We start from the raw sequence: 15,578 nt of genomic DNA, 5'->3' as shown, positions 1-15,578 counted from the left end.
TATGCCACAAGAATACAATACTGAGGCGTACATGAACCTCAGAAATGCACTGATGGTGTATAAAGAAGACAAAGATTCACTCACATCAGAGCGAATTGGTCAATTTATTGCCCATCATTACAATAAACAACGGCCACGATTGTTGATGCTGGACAGCTATTACAAGGGAATCAATACCAATATTCATGATAAGAATAGCCGAAGAGTTGACGAGTACGGAGCTGATGTGAGATTGGGACATCCATTTGCCCAAGAAATCGCTGATTTCCACACAGCTTTTAGCGTTGGTAATCCAATCACAATTACCGTCGACAGTGATGGTAATGGTATTGATGACGAGCACGATTTGCTAGACGATATTAATGCGTACAACGATATTGATGCGCTCTACTATGACTTATTCAACGATATGTCGAAATATGGTCGAGCATTCGCCAATATTTACCGTGACCAAGATGATAAATTGGAGCGAATTACACGATTAAGCCCTGCTGATACGTTTATTATTTACTCGAATGAAGTTGACCCAGTGCCGTTGGTTGCTGTCCGCTACACGCCAGTAAATAATTTGCAGAATTCGGATTCAAGCGATTATGGCCAGTTCATTATTGAAACTTGGTCTGATAATCAGTACACGATTAGCCAGCCTACCGACATTGTTGGTGGCAGTGTTGTTGACGGTTACGTGAATAGTGAAACTCAAAAATTGATGACAATGCCTGTTGTTGAATTTTGGAACAATAGCCAACGCTTAGGCGACTATGATGGTGTGCTTAGCTTGATTGATGCCTATGATGCCAGCCAGTCTGACACTGCTAACTACATGCAGGATAGCAATGATGCCATGCTGGTTATTCAGGGCGACATCCAAGACTTGTTAGAGGGTGCTGAACTTGCTGTAGATCCAGACGATAAGGACTATCTGGAAAAATTGGTTGACGAAAAACGCCAGCTATTGCAAGACATTCGTAAGAGTCGAACGTTGTTCTTGAAATCTGGAATTAGCGCCTCTGGTCAACAGACGAGCGTTTCAGCTAGTTATATTCATAAAGAATATGACAGTGCTGGTGTAGAAGCATATAAGACACGATTGTATAAGAATATTCACTCGTTTAGTCGTACTCCTGATGTATCTGATGACAACTTCGCCAGCAACTCATCTGGTGTGGCTATGCAGTACAAGCAGTTAGGTGTCATTCAGTTAGCTAAGACAAAACGCAGAATGTTCGAGAAAGGCCTGACGGCAATTTATCGAATTATTCAAGAGCTAGAATTGGCTGTGAAAGGTAAATGGGACATTGACTATAACAACATCAATTTCATGTTTACCGATAACCTGCCAACTGATGATGTCAATACCATTCAGACGTTGCAACAGGCTGGTGCTAGCTTCCCACGAGCTTATCTTGACCGTTTTGCTCCAGGAATCTCAACTGATGAAATGAACAGCCTGCGAGAAGAGCAGGATAGCAATAATCAGGTCATGCAAAACGAAGTAATGCATATCCAAGAACGTGATGCACTGATTAATAGTATTGGAGATGAGACTGATGACGAGCAATCGGGAGAAGGTTAAGCAATTTGCAAATCAACAAGCACTGAACGACAGCCGAAATGCTCAAGCATTGCAAGAAATTGTGGATGATACTAGTTCTGACTACATGGACTGGTGGTCGGAATTCTTAGGAGAATATCCAGATTTCGAACAGGGCGATTATTCTGGTATCCCAAATCAAGACTTAGTGAGCTATCTAGACAGTTATGCTAAGCAGAACGGACAAAATCCTGTCAAAGTTAGCAATGTCGACCAAATGATTGAATACGCAGTCATTTTATTTACGACTGTGGTGGCCTATAAGGCGATTAAAAAGATTTCTAGTAATCTTAATAGCGAGGCCAATAAAACGGCTCAATTCGGCTTTAAAACGTATGATGTGAAGTCAAAACCAATTGACCACACGTTGGTTAATACAAATTTTGATGGGGTAAATTGGTCCAACTCAATTTGGAAGAATCAAAGCACTCTTCGTTCTGATCTATCAAACATCATGCGCCAGTCCCTGCTTGAAGGGCAGAATCCTGTGACGTACACCAAACAGCTAAAAGACAAGTTCGGTGTGCAAAAGTACCAAGCAGAACGTATCTTACGCACAGAATCAGCAAGAGTTTCAGCCTTGCAACAGGCAAAAAACATCAAAAATGCAGGATTTGAGTACATGGAATGGGTAACGGGTGGCGGTGCATGCCGTTATTGCATGGAAATGGACGGAAAAGTGTTCAAAGCCGTTGATTTTGGAGATGGTCGTTACACCATTCCAAAACATCCTAATTGCCGTTGCTCTGTTACTGGTTTTTACAAGCAAAACAGCAATGATGATAATTCTTCGGATGAAGAAGATGATGATTAAAGCATTCACTTATGATGAGTGCTTTTTTTGTACATAAATCGACCTGGGATGTCGTTAAAAGCACCAGAAATCAAATAACGGAACGAAAAGGTGGACTGTGTACCAGTAATGGCGGACAGTGTGCCTTTTGTTGTGTAAAAGGAGAATCGAAATGGCAGAAGAACCAAAAGCACCAGAAACTGATGTAACCGAAGAAGCCAAGGATGAGGAAGCACCCAAGACTTACACGCAAGAGGAACTTGATAAGGAAATCGAACGTGAAGCTGAACGGCGAGTTGCCAAAGCCAAGAAAGGCTGGGACGAACAACTCGATGATAAGTTGTCAGAGGCTAAAACAGAGGGTGCAAAGCTGGCTAAGATGTCTGCTCAAGAAAAGGCAGAAGCAGCGGCTAAAGAACGTGCTGATAAGTTATCTGCTCGAGAAGCAGAGCTTAACAAACGAGAATTGACAGCGAATGTGCGTGATGTATTGGCTGAAAAGGATTTGCCATCTGAATTGGCCGAACCGTTGGTGGCATTGGGAGATGCTGATTTGATTGCTCAGACTGCTGATTCAATTTCTCGCTTGATTTCAGAACGAGTCAACAAGGAAGTTGACAGCAAGTTGAGCGGTGGCGGGAAACCAAAGGGCTCAGCAGAAAATATTGACACAAAGAGTGATTTAGCGAAATCACTTGGCCTATAAGGGGGAAATAACTAATGGCATATAACTACGTAACTAAGGATGGCGGCGTTTTCGACCAAAAGATTAACCAAGGATTGATTACTTCTGTGTTGGGAAACCAGGCCTTGCAATTTGTGAACGGTGGTAAGTCATTTACATTGACTACGATCTCAACATCAGGATTTAAGCCACATACTCGTGGAACTGGCTACAATTCAGGGTCTGTCACAAACGATAAGAAGGTCTACACAATGGGTCAAGACCGTGATATTGAATTCTTTGTTGATAAGGAAGATGTTGACGAAACTAACCAAGATTTGGCAGTCGGTAACATCACTAAGGTCTTTGTGGAAGAACAAGCCCAACCAGAAATTGATGCATATCGTTTCTCAACGTTGGCAGGATTGGCAAAGACTTCAACTGTTGAAAAGTTGGACGAAACGAACGTTTATACCCGTCTTAAGGCAGCTTTGTTGCCAGTGCGTAAGTATGGCGTAACGGACATCATTGGTTTCGTTTCAACGGAAACCATGGACTACTTGGAGCGTTCAAAGGAATTTACTCGTTCAATCACGAACCAAAACGTTGGACAAACAGCTTTGGAATCTCGTGTCACATCATTGGACGGTGTTCAACTTATTGAAGTGCTTGATCCAACGTTATTGAATACTAAGTTTGATTTCTCAGATGGATTCAAGCCACAGGCTGATTCACAGGCAATCAACTTCTTGTTTGTTGCAAAATCAGTGACGATTCCAGCATTGAAGACTCAATCAGTTTACTTGTTCAACCCAGGAGAGCATACAAACGGAGACGGATACTTGTACCAAAACCGCTTGTACCACGATATTTTCGTTAAGGACCGCAAGAAGGATGGCGTATCTGTCTCAATTAAGACGGCTGCTACAACTTCTTCTACTGACGGCGCAACGCCAGCTAAGTAATTGGAAAGGGGGTGTAAGTGATGAGTTCAGCGACTGATTATGCTGTCTTGCTTGACCCTAAGGCGGACATTAACACAAAGCTTATTTTGATTGAGAATGGAGTGAAATCACGTCTTTCAGTCTTGCTAGGATTGCCAAACGGTGTCAACATTCCACCAAAGTTAAACTATATTGTTGACGAAGTGGTGGGTGCTCGCTTTTCTCGTCTAGGCAATGAGGGCTTGAAACAGTCAAATCAAGACGGATTAACCCTTGTATTCCAAGATGACGATTTCGCTAAATTTAAGAATGAAATTGATGAATATAGGTATGGCGATACGTCTAGTCCACGGACAGGGCGGGTCACATTCCTATGATTTGTGAAGTTGAAACTTATACGCAAGTGAAAGGTAGTCAAGACCCACGAAAGCCGACTAAACATCAAGATGTGTTAGTTGGCAAGTACACAGTGAATGTGACCAATTTGAGCGCTGAGACTGCTTTCCGAAAGTATGGAACAGCGACCTATGGCCAAAAAGAACTGCGTACAAGCATGCCACTAGACGATTTTGATTATTGCCTAATCAGTGGCAAGAAATACGTGGTGCAAGAACGTCAGACGGTTAATTACCGTCAGTCGATTCTAGTAAAGGAGGCATGAGATGACTGTAAAGGGGGCAGATGAGTTCAGACGTGCTATGCAGGCCAAGATGGTTAGAACTCCAGCTCAGGTAAAGTCGTTAATTTTATCAACGACTGCTAGCACGCAGCAACAGGCCATGCGACTCGAGCCAATAAAGACTGGTTTCTTGAGACGTAGTAACAAGATTGATATTCAAGAATCTCCACTTTGGATTATCGGGACTGTCTCAGCAAATGCGTATAACAAGGACTTTAACTATGGTTATGCGCAGGAAAATGGTACTCGGTATATCAAGCCAAAGCTCTTCATGTATCAGGCCTACCAAACTCACAAAGAAGTTTTCAAAAGTAATTTAAAGGCGGTACTCATGAATGGTTAGTGAGAAACCAGATTATCAATTATATAAAACGATTGGCGGTTATCTGTATGACAAATATGGAGACCGCTTTTTTAGTACAGTTCCAGATTTAAAAAGCGAGACATTTGAAAGCCCGCTGGTGTTCATGGGCGATTATAGCCTGCAGCAGAACACTCAAACGAAGGGTGCTCTCGTATCTCGTGCTTCGGTCACAATTCATGCTTACAACAAGGCAGAAGACCAGTATGACATGGATCAGTTAGAGCAAATCATGGCTGATTTATATGATTATGTGATGAAGCTCAAAAAGACGGACAACTACCTAGTTGAATTCGACCCTCGATACACGATTAATAGTCGTGCATTCGAGCAAGAGGACAACATTCGGTTAGTCCATGGAACGTTAGATGTCACATTTAGAATTTAGGAGGTAGAAATGGCTGACCAATTAGTTAAACAATCGGGTGGTAAGGCAATTGTCTTTGCTCGTTTGCGTTCAAATCAAGCAACACAGGAAGGTACTCGTGTTGCTTACCAGACAACTTATTCATACAAGTTGTCTCGTGATAGCAAGACAGAAGATACAAAGGACGGCAAGGTAACCAAGGGTGGTGCTTTGGAAGGAACTTTGTCATTGGAATTGTTGTCATCAAATCAAGCAATCGTGCGTGATTTGGAAAGCGCTCAGGTAAATGCCTATTCACTTGATTTCTGGATTGTCTTCACGGACACACCAGGAACAAAGACAGGTACTTATGCAGGGCGTTATATGCGAGCTGATTTGACTTCGTTTGAAGAAACAGGCGATTCTGACAATTCAGTTTCAGTTAAGGTGGAAGCCGCTATTCAAGACGGTTATGCACGACTTGGAGACGTTACCTTGTCAGTGGATAACCAAGACAATGGATATGCGTTTGAAGACCTTGGAAAGGTTTCAAATTCTGAAACCACAAGCACTAATAGTGCACCAACGTCTACAACTAAGTAATGATGCTAGCGACAACGGCTTAAACGTTCGAATGGGGTGTGAAGCCCACTAATATGAAGGAGATTAATTATATGTTGAAGTTTGAAATTAATGGGCAAGAGCAGGAATTCAACTTTGGAATGAAGTTTATTCGTGAGTTGGATATGGCAAAGGAAGGGCAAAACAATGGTTTGAAGTTTGGCGTCGGATTGCAATACTACTTGGCTTCATTTATTCAAGATCAAAGTCCCTTGGCTGTTTCAGAAATCTTATTGGCCGCCAATCATGCAGCAGGCGGTAAGTTGACGACTTCAAAGCTCGACAAGTTCTTTGACGAAGAAGCGGATTATGAAAAGGTCACTTCTGACGTTATGGACCAACTTGAGAAAGGAAAATTTACGAGCCAAAAGGTAGCCGTCTTAACCGCTCAAATGGCAGCGGCGAAGGCTCAAACGGAAGCGAACAACTAAAAAATCTCGATAGCGCAGCTCAATATCACGAAATATTGGTAAATGGACTGCGCTATTTTAATGTGTCGAACGTTGAAGCTATTGAGCGGATGACTCCATTTGAGTACGAACTACAAATGGAAGCGGCAGAGCTCAGAGAGTTGGACCGCAAACATACGACACATGAGATGGCATGGGCCTACATGGCCGTGCAACAAACAAATAGCAGTGGGGATAAGCTCAAATACAACACATTCGATAAGTTCTTCGAAAACTCGTACAAGAAGGCCTTTAACGAAGTCAAAGAGCGGACGAATCCTACTGTTAGCATGACCGTTAAGCGAGTTGAGAAAGAATACAACCTAGACTTACTCGATAAGTTGGAAAGGAGGGTAAATGGCTGAAACATACGGTGTTAGTGCCGTTTTCGAGGCAAATATGACCAGTTTCATGGCAGGAATTACAACTGCTATGAGCGGTATGAGCCAGTTTGAAAACAAAGCTAACCAATCTTCAAATAATGCCTCTAATTCAATGAAATCAGTTGGAAAGGCCATGACAGTTACTGGTGCGGCAACGACTGCTTTGGGATTATCTGCAGTGAAGTCTTACGGGACATTCTCGCAAACAATGAACCAAGCGGCTGTTGTTGCTGGTGGTACTTCTAAAGATATTGGTGGCCTGACAAAGGTTGCCGAAGAGATGGGAAATAAGTTGCCTGTCAGTTCGCAAGAAGCAGCTAATGCCATGCTGTCAATGGCACGAGATGGCGCTAGTTTAAGCACCATTAAGAAAGAATTCCCAGCGATTGCTCAAGCGGCGACCGCTTCTGGCGCTGATTTGCAGACGACTGCTGGTGTTGTTCAACAAGCCATGAACGTTTGGGGTGATTCCTTTGAAAGCCCTGCCCAAGCGGCATCAATCTTGACTCAAACGGCCAATCTATCGAATGCTTCGATTGAGTCCATGCAACAGGCACTTGCCACAATTGGCGGTACAGCTAAAAATGCTGGTGTCAGCATGCAAGATGCTTCGACTGCGATTGGACTGTTGACTAACAAGGGATTCAGCTCTGCTCAGGCCTCACAAGATTTGAACCATGCCTTGATTCAAATGCAAGCTCCAAGTAAGCAGGCGAAGAAAACAATGGATCAGTTAGGCATTTCATTTACTGATGCCCAAGGAAATATGAAGTCGTTGCCGTCTATCTTGCAAGAGATTTCGGCCAATATGGATGGTATGTCTTCTTCTCAAAAGGCCGAAGCATTGAAGAAGATGTTTGGAACTGCTGGAATGGGTGCTATCTTGCCTTTACTTGACTCTATCAAGGATAAGTCAGGTAATACCACGACTTCATGGCAAGCCTTTAGTGACCAGATTCAAAAGACATCACAAGATGGTGCGACAGCTACTAAATCACTGGAAGACCAGTCAGCTGAAATGCAACAGAACGTTGGTTCAAAGTTGAAACGACTGAGTGATAACTGGGGGTCTTACCAAAACGCCGCTGCTAGTTCTCAGAGTGGGGTAACTGGTGGGCTAATTGATTCAACGAATCAAATTGTGCGTTGGGGAACGACTAGCAATGACTGGCTAGCAAAAGTCAGCCGTTCATTCGTTGGTCTTGCGCCTGTTATTGGTCCAGGGATAACTGCTACAGGTCAGTTCCTGAATAATATGAACCATATCACGAATGCAGCAAGTACAGTCACGAGTAAAATTGGTAGTTTTTCAAGTAATTTGATTAACACGGCCAAAGCAGCTAGCGCTGCTTCAAAGGGTAGTGAGGCGGCAAAGTCATCCTTGTCAATGATGGCGAAAGAAAGTAAATTGGCTGCCGCTGCTCAGTGGGCATTAAACAGTTCAATTCTTTCTAATCCAATGACCTGGATAGTCGTTGCAATTGTGGCAGTTGTTGCTGCTCTTGCCTTATTTTTCACTAAAACTAAAATTGGGCAAGACCTCTGGAAAGGCTTTGTCGATTGGTTAGGTCAGGCATGGAATGGTCTGGTTGGCGTGGCTAAGGTAGTCTGGCAAGCAATTTCTAATGCTTTTACAACAGTTGTTGATGTTGTGAAGGAGATTTGGAAGCCAATTGGCGCATTCTTATCAGGAATATGGAATGGCTTTGTCGACAGTTTGAAGCCAATTATTGAAGCACTTAAAAATGCATGGAGTCCATTGTCAGAATTCTTTGGCATGCTGTTTAAGGGAATTTTAGTCATTATTGGAATTGCCCTTGCGCCCTTGATTGGTACGATCACTGCCATTGTCGGTGCTATCCAAGTTGCATTTGCATTCCTTGGACCAGTTATGAGTGGAATTTGGAATGCTATTGTCATCATTATCTCTGGCGTTTGGAATGTGATTGTAGCGGCAGTAACCATGTATATCAACGTTGTTAAAGATGTCATTGTTGGTGTGTTTAACGTTGTTAAGGACGTAATTCAGACTGTCTGGAACGTTATTTCAGCGATTATCAGTGGTGTCTGGAATATCATTGTGACGATTATTAGTACCGCTATTAACGTTGTCGCAGGCGTTATTAAGGCAATCATGGCCGTTATTCGTGGCGACTGGTCTGGTGCATGGGATGCCATTAAGGGTGTAGCAAGTGCTATCTGGAATGGTATCTCATCGATTATCGGAACGGTTATTAAGACGATTGCCTCTGTCGTTGGCTCAGTTGTTCATGGTATTGCGAATGTCATAAGTGATGTTTGGAATTCAATCACGAATGTAACCAGTAGCTTTTGGAACGGCATTAAAAACATTATTAGCAGCGCTATGCACATTGATTTGTTTGGCGCTGGTAAAGCCATTATTGATGGTTTCGTCAAAGGCCTTACATCAGCATGGGAAGCTGGTAAAAAGTTTGTTAGTGGAATTGCGAACTGGATTAAAGACCATAAAGGGCCAATCAGCTATGATGCTCGTTTGCTTGTTCCAGCTGGAAATGCCATCATGTCTGGATTGAATGGCGGCTTGAACAGCGGATTTAATGACGTGAAGAGTAATGTAGCTGGCATGGCATCAGAGATTAGCAATTCGTTTGGAACAGCTAATCTAGCATACGAAATGACCCCAATCACGTCAGGATTTGACTTGAATTCTGATGGTACTGTATCCATGTCACTAGATAACCAAAAGCAACCTGCCAATATCAATATTGGTATGGGTCAGAACACTTATTCAACGTTCGTTGATGACATCAGCAACGAGCAGGGTAAGGCATATGACTTGCAGAAGAACAACGCTGTTAACGTCTTTTAGGAGGGACTATGAATTACGATTTCAAGGATCTAAATAAAACGACATCAGCGCCACAGGACAAGTCGATTGAATCTCTTACATTCAATGGGGTAAATATTGAGAGCGAAATACCTGAATTCTTGACTGTCAACGTTGATGGTCGTGATGGTTACACTCGAAAGTTAAACACTGTTGATAGTCGAAGTGATGGGGACTACTTTTTGAGTTCAAAACTCGATAAGAACACCATAACAGTGAAGTATTTCTTACTCGCTAACGATACGGAAGAATTCAATCAAGCGTTTACTCGTTTGAAGTTTCTATTGCAAGGAGATGAGAAGGAGTTCTACTTTGCTGACGAACCAGAGTTTTCTAGAATTGGCACTGTGACCAAGTTAGAGAATTCTGACCCAGGTTCATTGTCTGTTCAGGGAACAATTGAGATTACTTGTAGCGACCCATACCGCCATGGACAGACGAAGGTTGTCAGCGGGTCAAACGTTGTCTACATCAACGACCCACAGCTATTGTATGACCAGAATGTTGATACTATAACGGCTAAGATTGGTTCAGCTACCAATCAAGTTGTCATGACCATTGGCAACGACTGGAATATGACTTTAAACGGTTCTTTTCAGGTTGGTTCAACCTTGGTCTTAGACATCAACAATAGGACACTGACTAGCAATGGTAACAGCGTTCTGAACACGATTGATATTACCAAGACCAATATTTTTGAAGCAAAAATCGTGAAAGGAGTACAAGTACGTTGTTCGCAGGCAACGGAAATCACGGTTAAATACCGTGTCAAACTGTTATGATCTATCTCTTTGATAAACGGCAAGAAGTCGTTCAAATGATTGAAAAGGCTGATTTAACAGAGGGTACTCTGGACTTGAAAATCAATCAGGCTGCTAAGTTGGACATCTCTTTGCCACCAGAAAAGTCACTGGATAAAAAGGTGCGTTATCTAGGAATCGAACACCCGTTGAAAGATGGCCAGTTCTTGTTGTTGCGCTTGATGACAATCAAAGACAACGAGAATAGCATTGACTATTCATTCTATGAATTGGCTTACCAAGAATTGGGTACGTACACTTATATACAGGACAGACGCTTTCCAAACGGTGCAAGTGCTAATGACTTGATGAGTGTGGCTCTTGGTGGCTCACCATGGAAGTTGGGGCAAGTCAACGTACCTGGAAATCTCCAGACAAATTTTTACTACATCAGCAATCTTGAAGCTATTAACACGGTCACACAAGGACTAGGTGGAGAGGTTGTTTTTTATGTGTCTATTACTGGAAACAAGATTACTGGCCGTTATATGGACTATCTATATCAGCAGGGTAATGACACTTCAAAGGTGTTCGTTCATGGCGATAATTTGCTAACTGTTGACCGCACTGGCGATAATTCAAGTATTTATACCGCGATTTTGCCACGAGGAAAAGGCGAACAGGTTAGTGAGGGCCAAGGCGATAGCCCTGATGGTTATGGAAGGCGTATCAACATTCAGGATGTTGTTTGGTCAAAAGCAAAGGGCGATCCGTTGGATAAACCCAGCGGAGATGTGATTTTAGTTGACCCTGTGGCGACAGAAGAATATGGCCACATTGATGGCAACGAACGCCTCTTGATTAAGACTTATGACAACATTGATGACACGACTGAGCTGATTAACACTGCTTACCGTGAATTGATGGACAGCAATCATCCATCTGTCCAGTATTCGGCCACTGTGGCTGAGACTGGCGGACTTGGATTAGGCGATACGGTCTTGATTATGCATAATGACCGGAACTTGTCTTACAAGACACGGGTATTTGAAGTGTCAGTGGACTTAGTTCGGCCAGAGAATTCGAGCTTGAAACTAGGAGATGATTTGAGTTCGAATAGCCTCACTAGCACCATCTCTTCCATTTCAAGTAACGCCACAGCGGTCTCTAATGGCCTTGCTTGGACGTTTTCAAATGGCGGGCATAATGACACTACTTACAGTCCAGTAGCTCCTACAAATCCAAGGCAGGGCAATGTATGGTACAAGTCACTACCTAATGGCGATACAGAGCTGTACTACTATGACGGTAATGCGTGGGTGTTAAGCGCTCAAACGGACTCTCAATGGAAGAAGAATAGCGCTGAATTGAATGGCGACCATACTGTTTATCGTGGCTCAGACACACCAACTAACCCACAACAAGGGGATACCTGGTACAAAGATGATGTCAACGAGAAAAATGGCGTGGCTATGTATTCATATTCTGGATCAACTTGGGTTAAATTCAACGGCATTACTGATGCCAATCGGTTGCAACAGGGAATTATTGATGCTAACCGTGTCAACGTGCTTAATCTGGATGCCAACAATATTAGCACTGGTCATTTGTCGGCCGATTTCATTAAGGGTGGCCAAATTGATGCTAGCCAGATTAACGTTATTAATTTGAATGTGAATAGTTTGGTTGGAAACATTTCCCAATTCATTCAATCAAATTGGAATGGTAATTATCAATCAGTTTCGATTGATAATACCGGCATGAAAATTAGCTCAGATAATTTAGTTACAACATTCAACAACTATGGAATTGACTTAAATTGGAACAATCGAAGTCTAGGGTTTATTGGTCGAAACAATTTGGTTTCTGACCCAAATAAATTAGGGCTAACAATTAACCTTAATTCTGATGCAGATTATTTTGGACTTGCTGCCAAAAATAAAGATGATCCAAATGGTAATTATCCAGTTAAGTTCGGTTGGTATCGGCAAGGATTGTCAAATCAAGACCCTGGTTTCTTTTTCCAAGACGTTGTGACTTTTAACCAAGCAATCTATTTGCATAGTGATATTTACTTGAATGAGCCAACTATTGGCGATAGAAATTTGAGAAATATGCTGTTTAATTTCGCTCTTCAAAATTTCAAGATTATTACTGGCATCAGTTGGGACGGAAAAATAACTGAATACGTTAGTTTCAATTGGTAGAAAGGGAAGAATGATTAAAATTGAAAATTCAAAATTGAATGACATTGCTAATTTCTTAGATAAGGCTGAATTATCTGGACGAGTTTCACGACATCGGACCAAGTTATTGAGCTCAATTGGCGAAGTCATGGTTGATTTGGCCAAAGACGAAAAGAAAATTATTACTGATAATGGTGCAAGCATTGATGAAAAAGGCAACATTGTTGGATTTCCAAATGACGAAGCACAGTTAGCTGCTCAAAAAGAGTTGGCTGATGTGAAAGTCGAAAAGTCTATCTTTAGTGAGCGCGTTGAAGGCCAATTTAGTGGGCTATATCATGATCTTGATAATTACGATAAGTCACTAGCAGGAGCAGAGGCAAACGCTTATGACAACCTGCTAGAGGCATTAGAGGAAGGAGGATATAGTGAGCAAAACAATTAACCTAAATTTGGACACAGCAAAGTCTGATATTCAAAATCCTAAAATCTTATTGAGACAAGGAGATGGGAATTATCAAACATTGCGAGTGACTATCACTAGTAATGGCGAGCCAACTGATTTGACAAATGCTGATGTTGTCTATTTAGGAACGACATCAGCGGACCATAAAATTATTGACTCAAACATCACGAAAGTTGATGCACTGAATGGCGTGATTGACTATCGGCCACCTAAGCAGTGGGGACAAGATATGGGTAACTTCAAGAATTCATATTTTGAAATCACGACAGGCGATTCAACTGGGTCAACGGCTTCATTTAAAGTATCTGTGCTCGAAGCAGTCGATTTGACAGCCGAACAAGCAGGCGACTATATCACTGTAGTTGATGGAATTGTGGCCACCGTTCGAAAAGAGCTATCCGATCAATTAGCTGACGTAAAAGTTAAAACGGACAATGCTACTGGGCTAGTCAAGCAGGCATCAGATAACTTGGTTGCCATGGCTCAAAACTACAACACGGATATCACGAATAAGTACAATGACGCTAAGAATAAAGCTAACGATATTAATCAAATGCTGAACACTGGGGCGTTTGCAAAAGTTGGTGCTAGCAATACTTTCACAGCAAATCAAACAATTTCGAAAGATTTGACAGTCAGTGGAGCATTACATGCAAATGCTGATAATGCAGTTCATGCTGATAAATCAAGCTACGCTGATAAGGCTGGTACATCTGGATGGGCAAACGGAGCTGGACAAGCTGATAACGCCACTCATGCTAGTAATGCCGACAACGCAACTCACGCAGTTAATGCTGATGTTGCCAATTCGGCCAAAAGTGCCGATGTGGCTAATAGTTTAAATCCCGCCAACAGTCAGACGGTTAATGACTTGACCGTAAATGGGCGAGTTTACGGTAATGCTGTTGTTAAAAATATTAAGATTGGTAAATTAAACGCAGTAATTTCTCGTTTTGGTCCACAGGTTTTCTTGTCCATTCCTACGCAAGATTGGCCATACGATTCTGGTTCTCCATGGACGATAGCGTATGACATGGTCGTACCAATCGGATACCGACCTGTCAGCAAGGCTAATCTGCCAATGATGAATAGATTTGCAACATCATTCATGCAAGTTAATACTGACGGCACTATGTATTTTTCTTCAGCAAGTGTTGACAATTCAACTGGTTTTGAAACTATGGGAAGTTGGGCAACCAACGACTCATGGCCTGGATAAGGGGGTTTGAATGAATGAAATTGTTCTAAATCTAGATACAACAAAAAATAATATCCCAAACCCGACTGTCGTGCTCAGGCAGGGCGATAGTGAATATCAGTCAGTTCGGGTAGCGGTCACAGATAACGGCACGCCATTGGACGTCACAAACGCCGTGATTACGTTCATGGGCACAACGCCTGCAGGTACTAAGATTATTGATACAAACGTCAGTAAGACTAGTACCGTGGGCGTTTTTGAATACACTTTTCCAAATCAAGCGGGCGGAACTGCTGGAGCGTTTGCCAATGCTTATTTTAAAATTTCGGAAGGCGAAAAGTTAGGTTCGACTGGCTCATTCAATATCCAGGTACTCGATTCCATTGATATGAATCAGGCGGAGGCCAGTGATTATGTGTCAGTCGTTGATGGTGTCATCAGTGCGGTAAAATCCCAAGTGGAAAGCAACATTCAGACGGCTACCAGCCAGTTAGATGGGACAGTTACCAGCGCTCAGTCAACATTGAATACAGCAGTCCAAGAAGCGACTGACAAGCTGAATCAGACGATTACTACTGGCAATTACGCCAGTCAGGAATACGTCCAGCAGACAGTGACCAGTGGCCTTAATGCTATCAATAAGGTAGCCAATGCAGGCCATGCAGATACTGCGGATACTGCTACTAATGCTGGCCATGCAGACAGTGCTAATAGTGCCACAAGTGCAAATCATGCTGATAGCGCTGACAATGCCACGAATGCTGGCCATGCTACTACGGCTGACAGTGCGGCCAAAGCGGATATTGCTGAGAAATTAGATGATAATACGTTCTACAGAATGGGCTCGTTCTATACCAAAGGATACTCATTCTTGGGCGGTGGCGTTGAAACATGGTACACACTGATACATCACGGCAGTGCCACTATTGAAGGCGACTTAACTGTCGGCGGAAAAATCAATAATAAGCAGTTGCAATTGACTGACAGAGTAGAAATCAAGACTAGTTTTGGTTTTTCGTTTTTCCTAAAACGGATTGGCCCGTTAGTTATCTGCTACAGCTATGGTGGCTATTCAAGTGACATTAATAATTGGGCCCGACTTGGTGCAATATTACCAATTGGTTATCGGCCATCAGAGCTACAATACGCTCAAACGTTTGTCGGCACTCAAAATATTGTGTTTGGAATCAATACTGATGGGTCCACATACAACGATAATGTTCATGTAGCCCCTGGTCCTGTCTACTTAAGCCTGGTATTCACGACTGCTGATGACATGCCTTAA

Annotated in this window: 17 protein-coding genes; all 17 read left to right on the top strand. The window is 42.5% G+C overall.

What is annotated here, in order from left to right:
• The first annotated feature begins 1 nt into the window (after position 1).
• Positions 2 to 1,576, top strand: coding sequence for a phage portal protein (locus ACSYSH_RS04560; protein WP_491702284.1), 1,575 nt, complete (start codon positions 2 to 4; stop codon positions 1,574 to 1,576).
• The gene (locus ACSYSH_RS04555; protein WP_491702285.1) at positions 1,551 to 2,408 is read left to right on the top strand and encodes a minor capsid protein; all 858 of its coding nucleotides are present in this window, start codon (positions 1,551 to 1,553) and stop codon (positions 2,406 to 2,408) included. The genes ACSYSH_RS04560 and ACSYSH_RS04555 overlap by 26 nt, the downstream gene beginning before the upstream one ends.
• 151 nt (positions 2,409 to 2,559) lie before the next feature.
• Positions 2,560 to 3,093 (top strand): capsid assembly scaffolding protein Gp46 family protein, encoded by a 534-nt coding sequence (locus ACSYSH_RS04550; RefSeq protein WP_491702286.1) that lies wholly within the window; start codon positions 2,560 to 2,562, stop codon positions 3,091 to 3,093.
• A gap of 14 nt (positions 3,094 to 3,107) precedes the next feature.
• Positions 3,108 to 4,016: a hypothetical protein gene (locus tag ACSYSH_RS04545; protein ID WP_491702287.1), complete on the top strand. Its 909-nt coding sequence runs from the start codon at positions 3,108 to 3,110 to the stop codon at positions 4,014 to 4,016.
• A gap of 20 nt (positions 4,017 to 4,036) precedes the next feature.
• Positions 4,037 to 4,372: a phage head-tail connector protein gene (locus tag ACSYSH_RS04540; RefSeq protein WP_491702288.1), complete on the top strand. Its 336-nt coding sequence runs from the start codon at positions 4,037 to 4,039 to the stop codon at positions 4,370 to 4,372.
• Entirely contained in the window at positions 4,369 to 4,656 is a 288-nt protein-coding gene (locus ACSYSH_RS04535; RefSeq protein ID WP_491702289.1) for a hypothetical protein, read from the top strand. Before ACSYSH_RS04540 ends, ACSYSH_RS04535 begins: the two co-directional genes overlap by 4 nt.
• Before the next feature lies 1 nt (position 4,657).
• Entirely contained in the window at positions 4,658 to 5,017 is a 360-nt protein-coding gene (locus ACSYSH_RS04530) for a hypothetical protein (protein ID WP_489815980.1), read from the top strand.
• A complete protein-coding gene (locus tag ACSYSH_RS04525) occupies positions 5,010 to 5,423 on the top strand; it encodes a hypothetical protein (RefSeq protein WP_491702290.1) in 414 nt (137 codons plus the stop codon). Before ACSYSH_RS04530 ends, ACSYSH_RS04525 begins: the two co-directional genes overlap by 8 nt.
• A 9-nt stretch (positions 5,424 to 5,432) precedes the next feature.
• Positions 5,433 to 5,984, top strand: a complete 552-nt coding sequence (locus ACSYSH_RS04520) for a phage major tail protein, TP901-1 family (RefSeq protein ID WP_491702291.1) — start codon at positions 5,433 to 5,435, stop codon at positions 5,982 to 5,984.
• A gap of 71 nt (positions 5,985 to 6,055) precedes the next feature.
• Positions 6,056 to 6,433: a tail assembly chaperone gene (locus tag ACSYSH_RS04515; protein ID WP_491702292.1), complete on the top strand. Its 378-nt coding sequence runs from the start codon at positions 6,056 to 6,058 to the stop codon at positions 6,431 to 6,433.
• 89 nt (positions 6,434 to 6,522) lie between these two features.
• Positions 6,523 to 6,816: a carbohydrate-binding protein gene (locus ACSYSH_RS04510; RefSeq protein WP_489815976.1), complete on the top strand. Its 294-nt coding sequence runs from the start codon at positions 6,523 to 6,525 to the stop codon at positions 6,814 to 6,816.
• Positions 6,809 to 9,685 carry a phage tail tape measure protein gene (locus ACSYSH_RS04505; RefSeq protein WP_491702294.1) on the top strand — a complete coding sequence of 959 codons (2,877 nt, stop codon included), beginning with the start codon at positions 6,809 to 6,811 and terminating at the stop codon, positions 9,683 to 9,685. Before ACSYSH_RS04510 ends, ACSYSH_RS04505 begins: the two co-directional genes overlap by 8 nt.
• Before the next feature lie 8 nt (positions 9,686 to 9,693).
• Positions 9,694 to 10,485, top strand: a complete 792-nt coding sequence (locus ACSYSH_RS04500) for a distal tail protein Dit (protein WP_491702295.1) — start codon at positions 9,694 to 9,696, stop codon at positions 10,483 to 10,485.
• Positions 10,486 to 10,520: 35 nt separating this feature from the next.
• Positions 10,521 to 12,650: a phage tail spike protein gene (locus tag ACSYSH_RS04495; RefSeq protein ID WP_491702296.1), complete on the top strand. Its 2,130-nt coding sequence runs from the start codon at positions 10,521 to 10,523 to the stop codon at positions 12,648 to 12,650.
• Positions 12,651 to 12,660: 10 nt separating this feature from the next.
• Positions 12,661 to 13,074: a hypothetical protein gene (locus ACSYSH_RS04490; protein ID WP_491702297.1), complete on the top strand. Its 414-nt coding sequence runs from the start codon at positions 12,661 to 12,663 to the stop codon at positions 13,072 to 13,074.
• Entirely contained in the window at positions 13,058 to 14,314 is a 1,257-nt protein-coding gene (locus ACSYSH_RS04485) for a BppU family phage baseplate upper protein (protein WP_491702298.1), read from the top strand. The genes ACSYSH_RS04490 and ACSYSH_RS04485 overlap by 17 nt, the downstream gene beginning before the upstream one ends.
• Before the next feature lie 10 nt (positions 14,315 to 14,324).
• The gene (locus ACSYSH_RS04480; protein ID WP_491702299.1) at positions 14,325 to 15,578 is read left to right on the top strand and encodes a BppU family phage baseplate upper protein; all 1,254 of its coding nucleotides are present in this window, start codon (positions 14,325 to 14,327) and stop codon (positions 15,576 to 15,578) included.

The sequence above is a fragment of the Fructobacillus sp. ESL1117 genome (assembly GCF_058508565.1).
The sequence above is the reverse complement of the archived record's forward strand: the minus strand, read 5'-3'. Positions and strand labels throughout refer to the sequence as shown.